The organism is Pseudanabaena sp. CCNP1317 (genome assembly GCF_034931345.1).
GTDB classification, from domain to species: Bacteria; Cyanobacteriota; Cyanobacteriia; order Pseudanabaenales; family Pseudanabaenaceae; genus Pseudanabaena; species Pseudanabaena galeata.
In genome coordinates this window covers 1-16,229 of record NZ_JAYGIF010000095.1, presented here as the reverse complement: position 1 = coordinate 16,229, position 16,229 = coordinate 1, and the positions used below count along the sequence as shown (strand labels likewise).

Sequence of the window (16,229 nt, the reverse complement as noted above, 5' to 3'; positions counted from 1 at the left end):
CTGTAATTCGACTTGTAGAAGGCTAGGGATAATGCTCTAAAAATTTGCGTAACGAGAACGAGTGAGATTCTACATCAATTTTGATGAAATATGACAACTCGCGATTATTAGTCATATAAAAAGTTGTTTTTACAGACAAGTACTTGTCTGCAAAAACAACTTTTAGGTGGCGCGGCGAAGCCGCACCACCTAAAACATCTAAATAATGAAGATCTAAGCGGTATATTTGTTGCAACCTCAAAAAATCTGCTTGCATCTAAGCCGTTAAATTAACGTCAGTTCGACGAAAGCGAAAAATGGTAAGAATCGCTAGGCAATTCTTACCATTTTTCGCCATTTGCGTCGTGCTTCGCACGACGCAAATGGCTATATCGAACTCACGTTAAATTATGAGCTTTGCCTCAAAACTCAGGACTGAGATCGCCAAGCTACTAGTAAATTACTCAATTATCCTGCCAGATATCGCACAACCAAATAGGTGGTAACCTCTTGGGTAACTATAGAGGAATATTATTTATTGACTAATCATGCTTTGGCTAGTTGATCTTCATGCAGAAACCTAAACTCCCTAAAAATGAAAGCGATCGCCTAGAAGCTCTCAATCGCTACCATATTCTTGATACCTTACCAGAACAAGAATATGACGACTTGACGCGACTAGCTGCGGAGATTTGTGGCACTCCGATCGCCTTAATATCATTAATTGATCGTGATCGACAATGGTTTAAGTCAAAAGTGGGTTTGGATGTGTCGGAAACGTCACGCGATATCTCCTTTTGTGGTCATGCAGTTGCCGATAGTGCCTTCTTAAATGTTCCTGATACAACCCAAGATGCTCGTTTTGCTGACAATCCTCTGGTGGCAAAAGATCCGAGTATTCGCTTTTATGCGGGTATGCCCTTAAAGACATCAGATAATTTTACTCTAGGGACTTTGTGTGTCATCGATCAACAGCCTAGAAATCTGACCGAAAAACAAATTCGACAATTAGAATCTCTCAGTCGGCTAGTGATTAGCCTGTTGGAATTGCGCCGCAGTAATGCAACTCGCAAAGCAGTAGAAGATGCGTTAGATGAACAATATAAACAGGAAGTCTTGCTTGCAGAAATCACCCAAAGAATTAGGCAATCTCTTAATTTAGATGCTATTTTCCAAATTGCCGCTCAAGAACTTCGTCAATCTATGAATGCAGATCGCATCGGTATATTTAAGTTCGATCCAGATTCTAACTGCTGCGACGGAGAATTCGTATCTGAATCTGTAATAGCAGGATTTGATTCGGTAATCGCATTGAAGATCCATGATCATTGCTTTGGCGATCAATATGCTTCGTATTATAAAGAAGGTCGCATACAGGTTATAAATAACATTAACGAAGCGGGACTCACAGACTGTCATCAAGATATTTTACAGCGATTTCAAGTTGTTTCTAATTTAGTAGTCCCCATCATACAGATAGAGAATTTGTGGGGTTTGCTCTGTATTCACCAATGTTCAGCACCACGTCATTGGCAAGACTCCGAGATTAATTTTGCAAGGCGAATTGCTAGCCAGTTAGAGATAGCCATTAAACAAGCCAGCTTATTTGAACTGTTAGAACAAGATCTCTTAGAACGAGAAAAGGAAGCCGACGCTAGAAAAATTCTACTGGCAGAACTTCAAGAAAGTGAATCCCGATATCGTTCAGTCATTACCAGTATGTCTGAAGGCATCGTATTGCAACAGGCCGACGGGCAAATTACTGCTTGTAATGAAAGCGCGGAAAAGATCTTGGGATTATCCGCAGATCAGATGCGAGGGCTTAAGTCCGTTGATTTTGAAAGAACGACAATTCGAGAGGATGGCTCGATTTTTTTGAGTGAAGATCATCCCGCTATGGTTACGCTCAGAACTGGACAACCACAAATCAACGTAATTATGGGAATCTGTAAGGAAGACCGTCCGACAAGATGGATATCGATTAATTCCCAACCTTTATGTCATCCCGAGCAGACAGCCCCTTATGCTGTAGTAGCTTCTTTTACCGATATCACAGAAAAAAAATCAGCTCAAGAAATGCTAAAAATTGAAGCGGAGTTAGCTCATGTTAGATCTTTAACTGATGGATTAACTCAAGTTGCTAATCGGCGCTGTTTTGATGATCGCTTACAAACAGAATGGCAACGTTCAGTAAGAGAAAAACAAAGTCTTTCCCTAATTTTCTTAGATATTGATTATTTCAAACTCTACAATGATTGCTATGGACATCAAGCAGGAGATACTTGCTTAATTCAAGTCGCACAAACTGCCGCTAGTCAACTCAAACGTCCTGCGGATCTTTTTGCCCGATATGGAGGCGAAGAGTTTGTGGTGATTCTACCCAATACGGATATGAAAGGTGCGATCGCCGTTGTCGAATTAATCCAACATGCTATTCATGATTTAAAAATTCCTCACGAGGCCTCTAAAGTCAGTCCTAATGTGACAATTAGCTTAGGTATTGCCAGCATCATTCCCACTCAAGAACAATCTCTTGAAGATCTCATCGCGATCGCCGACAAAAATCTCTATCAGGCAAAACAACAAGGACGAGATCGTTTTTATTGTTAGGCAAGTTAAGTAAGTAGAGGATGGGTTTTATGAACAGTCTACTTTTTGTTTTTTTTATAACGTGAGTTCGATATAGCCATTTGTGCCGCGCTTCGCGCGGCACAAATGGCGCAAAATGGTAAAAATTGCTTTGCAATTTTTACCATTTTGCGCCATTTGTCGAACTGACGTTAATATAGTCAGCCGTAGGCGGTATATTTGTTGCAATCTCAAAAACCTGCTTGCATCTAAGCTGTTAAATTATGAGCTTTGCCTCAAAACTCAGGACTGCGATCGCTACTAATCAGAGCATTTTATGTTTGGGACTTGATCCAAATCCTGAAGTGATGCCTGACAAGTACAAGGCAAGATATGACTCGGAAATGAAGTCTGGCGCATATCCCGATCACGCTGCCTATCTGTGGGAATGGATGAACTTTATCATTCAATCCACGGCTGATCTGGTCTGTGCCTATAAGCCAACTTTAGGATTTTATACAGCGTTAGGGGCGGGCGGATTAGAGCTACTAGCCAAGACCTTAGCCGCTATTCCTCCAGAGATTCCGATCATTCTTGATGCTAAACATGCGGATCTCAATAGCAGCACAGTGATGGCAAAGACTGCCTTCGAGCAGTGGGGTGTGGATGCGATTACTTTGAGTCCTTATGTGGGACAAGATTTGGCGGCACGATTTTTGATGTATCCCGATAAAGCCATTTTTGTGAGTTGCTATTCATCGAATACAACTGCTCAAGATTTTCAAGAATATCCCAATCCAGAGCAGCCCTTATATCTAAATGTGGTGCAAAACTGTCAAGCTTGGGCAGGAATGGATAATTTAGCCCTAGAGATTGGAGCGGCAAATCCTGAAGCTTTGGCAAAGGTGCGATCGCTGGCTCCTGAGCGCTTAATCTTAGCGAGAAGTATCTGGGCAAATAGTCAAGGCAGTGGTCAGCGCATCGAAAACTTAGCGGCTATTCTCAATGCTGGGCTAGATGCCAATGGTGGTGGCTTAATTTTGCCTGTGAATCAAGATGCGCTGGCGATCGGTGAACCCGCACAATTAGTGCGATCGCTACGGGATGAGGTCAATCAAGCGATCGCTTTGACTAAGCATCAGCGTCCCACCTGCGATCTATGGATGCCCAATGTTTGTTTGCTCGATCAAGCAGGACATCCCCATGCCAATCTGATCTTGCAGTTGTTTGATATTGGCTGCATTACCTTTGAAGAAACCGTGCAAGCCTCTGGTCAAATTTTCCCCTATTACATCGATTTACGGCGAATTATTTCCAATCCTCAAGTATTTGATGCGGTAATCGGCACATATGCCGAGATCTTGCAAGATCTGAAATTTGATCGCATTGCAGGGATTCCCTACGGCTCATTACCTACAGCTTCGGGGCTAGCATTGCGTTTAAATTTCCCATTAATTTTTCCGCGTAAGGAGGTGAAAGCCTATGGAGCCAGACGCTTGATTGAAGGCAATTATGAAGCTGGTGAAACTATAGTTGTAGTTGATGATATTTTGATTTCGGGCAAGAGTGCGATCGAGGGGGCGCAAAAAATTGAAAGCTGCGGCCTAAAGGTCTGTGATATCGTCGTATTTATCGATCATGAGTCGGGAGTATGCGATCGCCTCCAAAAAAGTGGATATTCACCCCATGCGGTGTTAAAAATCTCTGAAATAAATGAGACACTATACCAATCTGGGCGTATAACTGAGAAACAATTTATTGCTTTATCGCATTCTTAAAGCGCTTTGCGCTCAAACCAAAACATAATAGATTTTTTGAAAGTGTTGCTTAGCAACACTTTCAAAAAATCTATTATGTTTTGGTATAAATATCACGAATATAAATTTGTCTACGACAAATTTATATTCGCAAAACCATCGTTACAGATTATTGATTAGAGTTACGCATGTTCAAAAGAATTAGTCTGTTACTTGTTTCTGTGGCAGTTGCAACGCTTGCGCCGATCGCCAATCCTGCGATGGCTGCCCAATCATCGAAACCTGCCCCTGCTGAACTGGAAAATATCGTATTTGCGCTGGACAAAGCCGCCAGTAAGCAAGATATTGAAACAGTGATGAAATATTATGCTCCAACTTTTAATCATTCCGATGGGCTAACCCGCGATCGCTACAAGCAGACTTTGAGCGAACTCTGGCAACGCTATAAAAACATTACCTATCGCACCGAAATCTCCAAATGGGAAAAACAAGGCGACTTGATTACTGCGGAAACAGTAACGATGGTGCAAGGGATGCGTGGGGCTGAGAATGACAACTTCAAGTTAGATGCAAGGTTGATTTCGACGCAGACCTATAAAAATATCAATGGACAGCTTCAGGTTGTATCGCAGCAAGTTTTAGCAGAACAGTCTTCGCTGAGCACGGGTGATGCACCACCGCCCGTTAAACTGAAAATGCCTGAACTAATAGGCGTAGGTCGGCAGTATGTCCTTGATGCGATCGTCACCGAGCCACTTGGGACAAGTTTATTGCTAGGGGCGGCGATCGAGGAACCTGTCGAAGCGAAGAATTATCTAAATGAAAACATGATCAATCTGCGTCCATTGCGTGCAGGTGGACTATTCAAAATTGGTCAGGCTCCTTTTTCGTCAGGCGATCGCTGGGTTTCGGTAGTGTTGGTACGTGAGTCGGGCATTACGATCACTAGCCAGCGCTTGCGAGTTAGCAAAGATTTCACGGGCAATCAATATACTCCTTTACCTGAGCCAGATACGACTCCTAGCCGTGTCCGTCCACGCCCTAACAATAATCAAACCCTCTAAATTTCAAAGAAAAGGCGGCGCGATGCGCCGCCCTTTCTTTTTAACGTCAGTTCGACGAAAGCAAAAAATGGTAAGAATCGCTAAGCGATTCTTACCATTTTTTGCCATTTGCGGCGTGCGAAGCACGCCGCAAATGGCTATATCGAACTCACGTCTTTTTAGAAACTATTTAAGAATTGTCTAGATCCCCCCCAGCCCCCCTTAAAAAGGGGGGAGAATTAAATTCTTCCCCCTTTTTAAGGGGGATTGAGGGGGATCTCTTAGAACTTTTGACCGCAGCAAGTACTTCTTAAAATGGTTACTTAAATAAAAAAGCACCCGAAGGGTGCTTTTTTATTAATTGCCAAATCGAGGTGGTGGTGGCTCGACTTTAAAAATGGTTTTCCAAGCTTCTACTGTGCCTGCGCCAATTGGAAAGTCTGTGGTTTGATCATTGTTCCACACAGCCCTAATCGTCGTATTGCCTGCGGGTAAACTTGTTAGAGCAGCAGCTAGCTCAGGATCAACCTCACCATCGGTATAGGTGTAAATCTTGCCTTGAACACTAAATAAAAGCGCTTTGGGCGATCGCGATCGCGATCGCTTTTCATAAACAGGCTCTTGATCGCTATAGCGTTGATTAATGTAGCGATCTTTGTGCCAGACGCGACGATTTTTCCAAACTCGGCGATAACCGACTACATCTGACCAATATTCCGTATATGTTGCTTTAATCCCCTGCTTTGACCAACTGGAAACAAAGGCAAAGTTATCGGTAAAGTGCTTGTCATAAACAAGTTTGCCATCAAAGGGATTTTCAACAATACTCGACCAAGGTACATTAGCGTCTTGGCTCACGGATACAGGTGTTACCGCAAAAGCACTAGGGGCGATCGCCAACAGTAGACCGATGCTCATTCCCCAAGCACTAATTCTCCAATCTAAGTATTTGTGGCGCATAGTATAGCTAACTAAATGGATAATATAGATGCTTTTGAGCAGCCATTTGTTCCTAAGTACTTGTGCAAAATAAATTACCAAAACCCGTAAAGTTGCGCCCCGAAGGGGCGCAACTTTACGGGTTTTGCTTTGTAATTTATTTTGCCTAGCTACTTATATTCTAATTACAGCGCTTTGCGCTCAAACCAAGAAAAATTTTGAAAGCTTTGCAAAGCAAAGCTTTCAAAATTTTTCTTGTGGTTTCTCTGATCAGCAATTGCTTTGCACAGCCACTATTGACTCTACCCTTAGGGGATAGTGTGTAATCACAACAAGAGGTTGATGAGGTCAACGAAATGCTCAAAATTGGAGATTTTTCTAAACTCAGTCAGGTGACTATTAAAGCCCTACGCCTCTATGACGAAATGGGTTTACTTAAGCCAATCTCCGTCGATCGCTTTACGGCATATCGCTTTTATTCGGCGACTCAATTACCGAGACTCAATCGTATCCTCGCCTTCAAAGACTTGGGATTCTCTTTAGAGCAAATTTCTCAACTGCTCAATGAAGAGATTTCTCCTGAACAGATGCGCGGAATGTTACGACTGAAGCAAGCTGATTTGCAACAGCAGATTGAGCAGGAACAAGGGCGATTGGTGAGAGTAGCAGCCCGTCTTAAACAAATAGAACAGGAGGATGTTATGTCTGATTACGAAGTTGTGATTAAGAAATTTGAACCGATTACAGTTGCTTCAATCCGCGAGGTTTTGCCTAATTATGCGGCGATCGCTAAGCTCTTTCAAGAGCTATATCAGTATCTCGCGCAGCAAGGCGTTACTAAGTTTGAGTATGATGCGGGGATCTGGCATGACTCTGGATATAGGGAGAGCGATATCGATGGTGAGGCAGTTGTGTCTGTGCCTACTTCGGTCAAAGGGACCGATCGCATTAAGGTCTATGAGCTTCAGGGATATGAGGCGATCGCCTGTGTGGTTCATCATGGTAGCTACAGCACTCTTAATAATGGTTATCAACATCTGCTAACTTGGATTGAGAATAATGGCTATCGCTGCATCGGAGCAAACCGTGAGTTCTATATCCAAGGTGGGGCTGAGTTAGATAATGAATCTTACATTACTGAGATTCAATTCCCAATCGAGAAAATTTAAGTACCAAGCGCTGTAGGATTGCTATACAGTCGGCTTCACAAGAGATTTTTTGAAAGTGTTACTGCTTGACCCTTTCAGAAAATCTCTTGGTTTGGATTTAAGCGCAAAGCGTTTTAAGAGTGTGTTTGAGAAGTACCTGTTCAGCGTAAATTTCTGTTTTTACCCCCCTTAATCCCCCCTTGCAAAGGGGGGAAACTTAAATTCTCACCCTTTGCAAGGGGGAGTTAGAGGGGGTAAAAAACTTCTCAAACACGCTCTAAAGACCAAACTCAGTGAGGGTTGTAAAAGCACAAAATGGCTATGTCATCCTGTGTTTTGGTATAAAATATCGATTATGAATTATTTTCCTGATCATCGATATTTTGCTTACCTTACGTCACCCGCGATCGCCTCAATGCCAGACAAGCAAAATGCGGTGATTATCCAACCCATGGGGGCGATCGAGCAGCATGGCGCACATTTACCGTTGATTGTCGATGCGGCGATTAGTATTGGCGTGCTAGCAAAGGCTTTAGAAAAATTAGACCCAGCCATTCCCGCCTATGCTTTGCCCCCTCTGTACTATGGCAAATCGAATGAGCATAGTACTTTTGCGGGTACAATTACGATGCGATCGCAGACAATGTTGGCAGTCTTAACCGATATTGCCGAAAGTGTCTATCGAGCAGGATTTCGGAAGTTGGCTCTGATGAATTCTCACGGGGGGCAGCCGCAGATTTTGGAAATAATTGCTCGTGATCTCCATGATAAATATCCTGATTTTGCGATTTTTCCACTTTTTACATGGCGCGTTCCCAATGTGGCTAAGGATTTATTGACTGAAAAGGAATTAGAATTTGGAATTCATGGTGGTGATGCTGAAACCAGTCTAATGTTGGCGCTTTTGCCTGAACAGGTACAAATGGACAAGGCAGTTACCGAATATCCCTATGGATTACCTGAGCATAGTTTACTCAGTATGGAATCGGCAAACCCTTTTGCTTGGGTAATGCGTGATTTGACGAAAAGCGGCGTATTGGGGGATGCTAAAGCGGCGACCCTAGAAAAAGGTGAAAAGATTCTTGATTCTTTAGTTGATGGTTGGGTGCAATTGATCGAAGATATTTATAAATTTGAGCAACCGAAGGCGTATGGCAATCATCTCCTCTAAACCAAGTCCCAATCCTGAAGGCGATCGCCTTGCGAATCAGGTTGACCCTCCAAATCCATCGGCAGCAATTCCTGAAAAGACATCGGATAAAAAATCAACCTCCCGATCGTCTAAGAAATCCGCTAAAAAAGAAGTAACATCGCCCGAAATGCAGCAGGCATTAGATTTACTGCAAGCAGAAGCAACGCCAGAGGAAAAACTAGAAGATCAACTAGCAAAAGATACTCCCACTCAATTTTCGGGTGACATCAATATTCGTCCCAAAAATCTCGAAGACTACATTGGACAGAAAGATTTAAAAGAACTGCTTCATATTGCGATCGCGGCGGCGAAGTCACGGTCATCCGCTCTCGATCATTTGCTGTTATATGGCCCTCCTGGATTAGGGAAAACTTCTCTTGCGCTGATCATCGCTCAAGAGATGGGCGTGCAATGTAAAATCACCTCGGCTCCAGCCCTAGAGCGACCCCGTGATGTGGCAGGTTTGTTGGTTTCTCTGCAACAGGGAGACATTCTCTTTATTGATGAAATCCATCGTTTACCGAGCGTGACCGAGGAGATTCTCTATCCTGCGATGGAAGATTATCGCCTAGATATTACGATTGGGAAAGGTCAAGGAGCGAGGATTCGCAGTGTGCAGTTAAATAAATTTACACTGATTGGGGCAACTACGAGAATAGGGGCTTTGTCTTCGCCATTGCGCGATCGCTTTGGCTTTGTGCAGCATTTTCGCTTTTATGAGCAGGATGAACTAACACAGATTGTCTCTCGCAGTGCCAAGATCCTTGAGACTCCAATCCATGATGATGGCGCGATCGCGATCGCCGCCCGATCAAGGGGTACGCCTCGGATTGCCAATCGTCTTTTAAAGAGAGTGCGGGACTATGCTGAAGTTAAGGCTAAGGGTGAACAGATTACAGGGGCGATCGCCGAATCAGCTCTGGAATTATTCAATGTTGATCCCAAAGGACTTGATTGGATTGATCGCAAATTGTTAACGGTGTTAATTGAGAACTTTAACGGCGGCCCCGCAGGTTTGGATACCTTGGCGGCGGCGACGGGTGAGGATGCCCATACAATTGAAGAAGTGTATGAGCCGTATTTATTGCAGATTGGCTATATCAATCGCACGCCTCGCGGTCGAGTGGCTACGGCGGCAGCATGGAAGCATTTAGGTTATTCTGTGCAAACGGCGATCGCGAGTTTGTTATAGTGTGAGATCGCTTTACTCTGAAATGCAAAGCAATATTTTGTTGAAATTATTACTTTGCAGGGTTTTAATCTTCTTTCTTCTTGGCGGATGAACCACGTCCTTTTGCAAGATCAGCATAGATTAAGGTTTCAATGCCCAATACTATCAGCAGTAAAAGTTCTATCCAAGATAGGATTGTAATGCTTAGAGGTGGATGAGGAACTAAAATCCAGAATACTACTAAGGCAATGATTCCAGAAATAACAAATGTAATTTCGTCTACGATCAGTTGTTGAATTTTGCGGCGTTTACGATGTTTATCGTCTCTATGAGCTATTTCCCAACCAAATAGAGTCTCACCGTCTGTATAACCTGTGTGTTCTTGTATTTTATCAACCAGTTTGTAGCGAATGTAACGCCCTATCGCTGATATTTTTTCGTCGTTGACTACATAAGTCCAACCTAATATGAGGCATACCCAAGGCACGACTAAGAAAGCATAGTAATTGGTAGAGTTGGAAACGGTAAACGAGATGATTGTACCAAATAAGCCTAGTGTCACGTAAAGCAAGTTATCTCGAAACCCAATGCGTTGGGCTTGCTCTGTTTTCAGCTTGTCGTATTCTTTAAAGAAAATTTCGAGAACTTGATCTTTCTCATTCATAAAAAGTCCATTACTTATAGTTTTTTCTTAGATAAATAGTAAATATTTTTACTTAATATTAATATTTAGTTACTATTACTATTAATATTAGTATCCATAATATATTCTTGTCTATATTACTGGTTAGTCTGACCTCTCCAAGGAGTTTCTATGCCATGTGCAGTGATCCTTACTGCTCTCCGTGTCGAGTATTTAGCAGTTCGTACCCATCTAAGTAATTTACGGGAAGAGACTCACCCACAAGGAAATGTTTATCAACGAGGAAGTTTTATTGCTAACGAGCAGTCATGGGAAGTAGGAATTGCTGAGGTTGGCGTTGGTAATGTAAGTGCTGCCATAGAAGCAGAGCGGGCGATCTCTTACTTTAACCCTGATATTCTATTCTTCGTGGGAATTGCTGGCGGAATTAAGGATAAGGATGTGTCCATTGGTGATGTGGTGGTAGCAACAAAAGTTTATGGCTTTGAGTCAGGAAAGTCGGAAAACCAGTTTTTAACACGCCCATCTTTATGTCAGTCAAGCCATGCATTGGTGCAACGAGCTAAAGCAGAGGCAAGGAAAGACGAATGGTTACAACGCTTATCTAGAATTCCTATTCAACAACCTCGTGTATTTGTAGAATCTATCGCTGCGGGGGAGAAAGTTGTTGCTTCTAGGGAGTCAGAAATTTTCCAGTTTCTAAGAACGAGTTATAACGATGTGATCGCTGTTGAAATGGAAGGATTTGGCTTCCTGAGTGCAGCCTTTGCTTATCCAAATATCAAAGCAATCGTAGTTCGTGGTATATCTGATTTAGTTAAGGACAAAAACGATGATTCGGTCGAACCTGAGCAGGTTCGACAAGAAAGAGCTTCTCTTCATGCTAGCGCATTTGCATTTGAAATTTTGGCAAATTTTACACAAGCCGATCAGGGTAATATTACACCTAATAGCAATACGTTAAATCATGCACCAGTTGAGCAAGTTATATTAGGTGACCTTAATGTGAAGAGAAATAACCTTGGATCTCAAATTACTAATTCGGAGCAAGAAATGAAAGAAAATCAGGGTTTGGCAAAGCCAAAAATCTTTATTAGCTACTCACATCAAGATTCACAAATTGCAGATAATATAGTTAGCGCTTTAGATAGCCTTGGTCTTTCTGTATGGCTAGATCGACGGGAAATTAAACTGGGTGATTCGTTCTTAGAAAAGATGAATCAAGGACTTGGAAGTGCTAACTATGTTTTGGTGTTGTTTTCAAACTCAGCACTGAAATCTCAATGGGTTACTCGTGAGTGGATGTCAAGTTTGGCAAGCCAGAGTACAATTATAATTCCAATACTTTTAGAAAATGGAGCGATACCTCCACTGCTTAAAGATATTATCTACATTAATTTCGTTACAGACCCGCAAAAGGGACTGAAAGAACTTACTGAGTTTTTCCAACGTGAGTTTTCTGCTGCTTTTGCTCCACAATCTCGACGAGGTAATGACGCTACTACTATATTACTACAGAGCGCCAAGCTAAGAGAAATTCGCCTTGTAGCTCAGAAATGTATGGTACAGAAAGACTTTCTTGCTTTTCTTTTTGATGAAGATATCGATCAAGATGAAATTGGCGGCGATTCTTTAAACGAGCGTCTAATCAACCTTCTTCACCATACAAAAACACAAGGTACACTCAGAGATTTTTTGGTTTGGTTGAGTCGAGAAAAAGGTCGATGCGTTGAGCATCAGTTAAAACTGATACGAGAAGAGAACCTGATTTGATTTTTACATTTCTGGAGTTATTCAATGAACTTTCAACAAGAGTTAGATTCCTTTCTTGAAGATAAATTTGCTTTAGAGCTAATTCAATCTTTTGACACTGAATTTGATATTCCATTTAAGCATAGTCAGTGTATTGGACTCCTAGAAATGCTAGGAGCTTATGAAGTAGTGGATCAAGCAGATGATTTAAAATTGGCGGAGTATGTAGGTGCATGGTGGTGTCGAATTGTTCGCGCTGATGTTTTATATAATATCTTGGAAGGTCTAGAAGCGATTCAAGCTTCTAAGAATGATGCAAACAGACTTTATCAAAAGGTGATAGCGTCTTTGCTTTTAGTTAAGAACGCAGACCAGTCTAAAGATGAAAGCCCAAATAAACAGGCTCAAATGATGTCTTATATTGCTGCTCGTTGGCATGATGGAGCCGCGAAGATATATTACCGATGTAACGATCATACTGAAGCTCGACTTCTATTTCAAAAAGCTAGAACCATAGCGAAACAAGCAGATCTTTGGTACTGCTTGCCAGACATTCAAAGTAACTGCCTTCGCGTTGAATATGAGGAGCTTAAAGCTGCCAATCCAGATTCTAAGAATCTTCGGAAAGATCTTAAGATCCAGTATGAAGAATTGCGAGATAAAACCTTGCAAACCGCAACTCGTTATCATGTAGAGGTTCCTGAGTTAGATAGCGCAAAACATAACCATAACTTAAGCTACCAAGAAAAGCAGCTTTTGCGAGGACTATCTAGCATTTTTCATAACTTCTCTGTAGAACTTCAAAGAGAAAATTTATTAGATGATTCTCTTAATGCATCGAAAAAATCAGAAGCTATCTGTCAATTATTAAAGGATGGGTATCGACTCGCACAAGTTCTAAATCATCAAGGTCAATTAGCACTAAAAATGTCAGGGGGAAGAAATCTTGCGCGTCAATGCTTTGAAAAACTGAATTGCTTACCTTGGCAACGAGGTAAGTTAATAGCTAGGCAACAGCTTGCTAAAATTGAATCTCAGGAAGGCTTATTCCATGCAGCAATTCAACGGATTACTAATTTGCTTGATCTCATTCAAGAAAATAATGATCGCCGTGGTGGAGATTTGGGGTTTGATAGTGACTTCTATTATTTTACTGTTCAGGTTTTTCGAGAAATACTACAAAAAAATACTGAAACTATTCAGATCGGTCAAGAAAACGTTCAAGGATATCATGACAGACTGATTAAAGAACAACTACAGATGGTTCGTTCAATCCGTAAAGTGGTAAAAATAGCTACATATAAAACTGCTTTTTCTCGACGCTTCTATGGGAGCTATCTTGAATTAATTGCCAACCATGTTAGCAAAGAGAACTATGAAGATGCTTTTGCATTGATTGAAGAGGCAAGTAGCCGAGAACTTTTAGATCTTTTGCAATCAAAAAATCTGTCACTTAGTGAAGAGCTAGTTAACAAACTTACACCTATCGATTTTAGTGGTATAGCAAAACAATTTGCTATCGAACCACAATTAAATCGTCGTAGCATTCGATTTCTAGATTCTGAAGTAAATAATCCTGAGTTACTTTCATTGCTCAATGAATTGTTGAATGAGCGAAGACGCTTTTATGAGAATGCTTCACTCATTCAACCCATTCCTACATCAGAGCCTAATGAAGATATAGCTTATGAGGCTCGTATATTTACAGCTAATCATCCTAGCCTAGTAATTGTGCGCTATTTCTTCTACGATACTCCAGCGCAAATTAAGTTAGCTGCCTATGTTTTTCGAGATGGAGAATTACATTTTCGCAGCTTAAACTATCAAGAAATCAAGGAGAAATTAATTGATAATTGGGAAAAAACATGGGGCAATGGATCTATCATTCGAGGTGATGGAAAACGTTTATATGATTTATTGATAAAGCCGCTTTGGGATTTAATAGTATCTGAAAATGGCTTAAAAAATCCTAATCATCTTGTTATAATTCCAAGCGGAGAACTTTTTAAACTACCTTTACATGTTGCTTTAGTTCCCAAAGAAAATATTTCACCTAAAAGCGAACTTTCTATTCCACTAGCTGCATATATTCCCACCTCGTTTTCAGTGAGTGCTACAGCCTATATAACTCGTGGCCGTCACCTATTACGTCGCCAACGCGTGGAGGGAGATGATGATTTATGTGTTTTGATGAAACGAGATGAACAGGTAAGTGGTAAAGAACTAGTTGGGTTGGCTTGGTCAGAAAAGTCATTTCACATTGCAGGTCAACCTCCTGAAGGTGTTGGTTCTCATAAGACTTATGAAAAAGCAGATCGGCAAGGACTAGATGCCATTATCAAGGAGAAGCCAGAGTTTTTCGTCTATGCAGGACACGGACTTTACACTAAAGCTTTAGAGTCAGTAGGTCCAGTTTTAGAATTAGAGGGAGATTGTTTGACGCAATTTGATATTGCAATGAGTGTTCAACTCCCTAGAAATAAACTGACGCTTCTAGGCGCTTGTGTTTCTGGTCAAGGCGCAAACTTAGGTGGAGGTGAAATAGCAGGTTTTATTAGAGCTTTTATTGCTTCTGGGTGTGGTGCATTAGGAATTACTCTCTGGCCAGTACTGGATAATAGAATTTCCAATACAATTCGATACTTACTCAGTCAAGCTCAAAAAGCTGGTCAAGAAAATACAGCCTTCGATGTTGTACAAGAAACTTATGAACATTATAAAGACACTTGTAGTAAGTTAGATGATCCTGTAGATTGTATGGAAGCCTGCCCATTGGCTTTGTACCTTTAAGTTTCTTTACTAGTACTAAAAGTTGAGTACAATAATTTTAAACTTACGCTTAATTAGAAAATTAAAATGCCTCTTCGACTCTATTCACAAATTTCTACTAAATTTCCAAACCTAAAAGCTGGTTGGTCTAGAGGTGATAATAGCATTGTATTTTCTAATCCCAAATTTGGAACTATTATTCATGTAGCTGTGTGTGATCATTCAGGTAAACCTCTGTACGATCAACCTATATGGTCAGAGCCTGTCGGAGCAGTTATTATTCCCGTTGATGAAGAAGGAAAAATTGCCTTTATAGAAAATTATCGAGTTGCGCTTCCTGCTGATGGAACTTGTGGATTATATTCACCCTCTACAGTAGATCTAGAGCAAAGGGGGCGTTTCTCACTAGAATTGCCGCGTGGTTTCTCAGAACCTAGCGAAAGTTCCGAAGAGGCTGCAAAACGTGAGACTAAAGAAGAGACAGGATGTAACGTTATTGATATAACTTGCTTAGGTACAACCAATGCAAATACAACCTTTTTCCTAAACAATACTCCAATATGGTTGGCTCATGTGACCACTTCCCAACAAGTAATAGACACTGATAATCAAGAGCAAATTAAAAGTGTCTGTTTTTTGGAATTAAAGGAAGCTTTGAGTCGAGTGAGATCTGGTGAAATTATTTGTGGAGTGACAAAATCGGCACTTCTTCACTACTTGGCTTGGTTGCAATAAAGGTAGCCGTATTTATTGCAGATTGGCTATATAATCGCACGCCTCGCGGTCGAGTGGCTACAGCGGCGGCATGGAAGCATTTAGGTTATTCTGTGCAAACGGCGATCGCGGGTTTGTTATAAAGCCATAGCGTAGAGGCAATTCATGATAAGCGATCGCTTGTCCGTCTAGTAGTTAAGAAGAGAAGTCATTGAAGCCAAGCTAATAGATACAGCTTTTTCAATTGACTCAAATTAATATGCCGATCGCCGCTTAGTCCATTCTTCGGGGTCGGTGCAACATTCACAACGAATGGATAAGTTTTTTTATTAGGCAGTAATGGCGCAACTATGGTGGTTAATCCATTTTGATTGCAATGTCATTTTGCAAAATTAAGCAAGGACGTTCTTTGCCAGTCTCACTGCCAACAATTGGGTTCAGATCGACCCACCATATTTCTCCTCGCTTATAAGTTAGCGTTCCATTAGGCATTTAAACCATCTTCTACAGTAACGTCCCAAACAGAAATCTCTTCTTGAAACATTGGATCGTTT

General features: G+C 41.4%; 12 protein-coding genes and 2 pseudogenes. 10 read left to right on the top strand and 4 right to left on the bottom strand.

Going from position 1 to position 16,229, the window contains the following annotated elements:
• Positions 1-22: 22 nt before the first annotated feature.
• Positions 23-256, bottom strand: coding sequence for a hypothetical protein (locus tag VB775_RS15810; RefSeq protein ID WP_281007763.1), 234 nt, complete (start codon positions 254-256; stop codon positions 23-25).
• A 293-nt stretch (positions 257-549) separates the two neighbouring features.
• Between VB775_RS15810 and VB775_RS15805 the strand changes: the two genes are divergently transcribed.
• The 3 genes from VB775_RS15805 (at position 550) to VB775_RS15795 (ending at position 5,368) form a co-directional block, all read left to right on the top strand.
• Positions 550-2,589: a diguanylate cyclase domain-containing protein gene (locus VB775_RS15805; RefSeq protein ID WP_281007764.1), complete on the top strand. Its 2,040-nt coding sequence runs from the start codon at positions 550-552 to the stop codon at positions 2,587-2,589.
• Positions 2,590-2,831: 242 nt separating this feature from the next.
• A complete protein-coding gene (locus tag VB775_RS15800) occupies positions 2,832-4,325 on the top strand; it encodes a bifunctional orotidine-5'-phosphate decarboxylase/orotate phosphoribosyltransferase (RefSeq protein WP_281007765.1) in 1,494 nt (497 codons plus the stop codon).
• 167 nt (positions 4,326-4,492) lie between these two features.
• Positions 4,493-5,368: a hypothetical protein gene (locus VB775_RS15795; RefSeq protein WP_323216880.1), complete on the top strand. Its 876-nt coding sequence runs from the start codon at positions 4,493-4,495 to the stop codon at positions 5,366-5,368.
• A 336-nt stretch (positions 5,369-5,704) separates the two neighbouring features.
• Here the strand turns inward: VB775_RS15795 and VB775_RS15790 are convergent, their stop codons facing one another.
• The gene (locus tag VB775_RS15790; RefSeq protein ID WP_281007767.1) at positions 5,705-6,307 is read right to left on the bottom strand and encodes a hypothetical protein; all 603 of its coding nucleotides are present in this window, start codon (positions 6,305-6,307) and stop codon (positions 5,705-5,707) included.
• A gap of 335 nt (positions 6,308-6,642) precedes the next feature.
• Between VB775_RS15790 and VB775_RS15785 the strand changes: the two genes are divergently transcribed.
• The 3 genes from VB775_RS15785 (at position 6,643) to ruvB (ending at position 9,818) form a co-directional block, all read left to right on the top strand.
• Positions 6,643-7,455, top strand: coding sequence for a MerR family transcriptional regulator (locus VB775_RS15785; protein ID WP_281007768.1), 813 nt, complete (start codon positions 6,643-6,645; stop codon positions 7,453-7,455).
• 334 nt (positions 7,456-7,789) lie between these two features.
• Positions 7,790-8,605 carry a creatininase family protein gene (locus VB775_RS15780; RefSeq protein ID WP_281007769.1) on the top strand — a complete coding sequence of 272 codons (816 nt, stop codon included), beginning with the start codon at positions 7,790-7,792 and terminating at the stop codon, positions 8,603-8,605.
• On the top strand, positions 8,586-9,818 hold the full coding sequence (gene ruvB / locus VB775_RS15775) for a Holliday junction branch migration DNA helicase RuvB (RefSeq protein WP_281007770.1): 1,233 nt from the start codon (positions 8,586-8,588) through the stop codon (positions 9,816-9,818). The genes VB775_RS15780 and ruvB overlap by 20 nt, the downstream gene beginning before the upstream one ends.
• 64 nt (positions 9,819-9,882) lie before the next feature.
• On the opposite strand, the gene VB775_RS15770 is transcribed toward ruvB, so the two are convergent.
• A complete protein-coding gene (locus tag VB775_RS15770) occupies positions 9,883-10,461 on the bottom strand; it encodes a hypothetical protein (RefSeq protein ID WP_281007771.1) in 579 nt (192 codons plus the stop codon).
• A gap of 150 nt (positions 10,462-10,611) precedes the next feature.
• Between VB775_RS15770 and VB775_RS15765 the strand changes: the two genes are divergently transcribed.
• The 4 genes and pseudogenes from VB775_RS15765 to VB775_RS15750 form a co-directional block, all read left to right on the top strand.
• Positions 10,612-12,213, top strand: a complete 1,602-nt coding sequence (locus VB775_RS15765) for a TIR domain-containing protein (protein ID WP_281007772.1) — start codon at positions 10,612-10,614, stop codon at positions 12,211-12,213.
• 24 nt (positions 12,214-12,237) lie between these two features.
• Positions 12,238-14,982 (top strand): CHAT domain-containing protein, encoded by a 2,745-nt coding sequence (locus VB775_RS15760; RefSeq protein ID WP_281007773.1) that lies wholly within the window; start codon positions 12,238-12,240, stop codon positions 14,980-14,982.
• Between the two features lie 66 nt (positions 14,983-15,048).
• Positions 15,049-15,696, top strand: a complete 648-nt coding sequence (locus VB775_RS15755; RefSeq protein ID WP_281007774.1) for an NUDIX hydrolase — start codon at positions 15,049-15,051, stop codon at positions 15,694-15,696.
• A gap of 6 nt (positions 15,697-15,702) precedes the next feature.
• Positions 15,703-15,818: pseudogene (locus VB775_RS15750) on the top strand (Holliday junction DNA helicase RuvB C-terminal domain-containing protein); the annotation flags it as partial.
• Between the two features lie 95 nt (positions 15,819-15,913).
• Here the strand turns inward: VB775_RS15750 and VB775_RS26515 are convergent.
• Positions 15,914-16,167: pseudogene (locus VB775_RS26515) on the bottom strand (type II toxin-antitoxin system PemK/MazF family toxin); the annotation flags it as partial.
• Between the last annotated feature and the right edge of the window lie 62 nt (positions 16,168-16,229).

Bases quoted from the DNA above. Each gene is read 5' to 3' on its own strand.
- VB775_RS15770 (WP_281007771.1), bottom strand. From the start codon at position 10,461: ATGAATGAGAAAGATCAAGTTCTCGAAATTTTCTTTAAAGAATACGAC.
- VB775_RS15780 (WP_281007769.1), top strand. From the start codon at position 7,790: ATGAATTATTTTCCTGATCATCGATATTTTGCTTACCTTACGTCACCC.
- ruvB (WP_281007770.1), top strand. From the start codon at position 8,586: ATGGCAATCATCTCCTCTAAACCAAGTCCCAATCCTGAAGGCGATCGC.
- VB775_RS15795 (WP_323216880.1), top strand. From the start codon at position 4,493: ATGTTCAAAAGAATTAGTCTGTTACTTGTTTCTGTGGCAGTTGCAACG.
- VB775_RS15765 (WP_281007772.1), top strand. From the start codon at position 10,612: ATGCCATGTGCAGTGATCCTTACTGCTCTCCGTGTCGAGTATTTAGCA.
- VB775_RS15755 (WP_281007774.1), top strand. From the start codon at position 15,049: ATGCCTCTTCGACTCTATTCACAAATTTCTACTAAATTTCCAAACCTA.
- VB775_RS15800 (WP_281007765.1), top strand. From the start codon at position 2,832: ATGAGCTTTGCCTCAAAACTCAGGACTGCGATCGCTACTAATCAGAGC.
- VB775_RS15785 (WP_281007768.1), top strand. From the start codon at position 6,643: ATGCTCAAAATTGGAGATTTTTCTAAACTCAGTCAGGTGACTATTAAA.
- VB775_RS15760 (WP_281007773.1), top strand. From the start codon at position 12,238: ATGAACTTTCAACAAGAGTTAGATTCCTTTCTTGAAGATAAATTTGCT.
- VB775_RS15810 (WP_281007763.1), bottom strand. From the start codon at position 256: ATGCAAGCAGATTTTTTGAGGTTGCAACAAATATACCGCTTAGATCTT.
- VB775_RS15805 (WP_281007764.1), top strand. From the start codon at position 550: ATGCAGAAACCTAAACTCCCTAAAAATGAAAGCGATCGCCTAGAAGCT.
- VB775_RS15790 (WP_281007767.1), bottom strand. From the start codon at position 6,307: ATGCGCCACAAATACTTAGATTGGAGAATTAGTGCTTGGGGAATGAGC.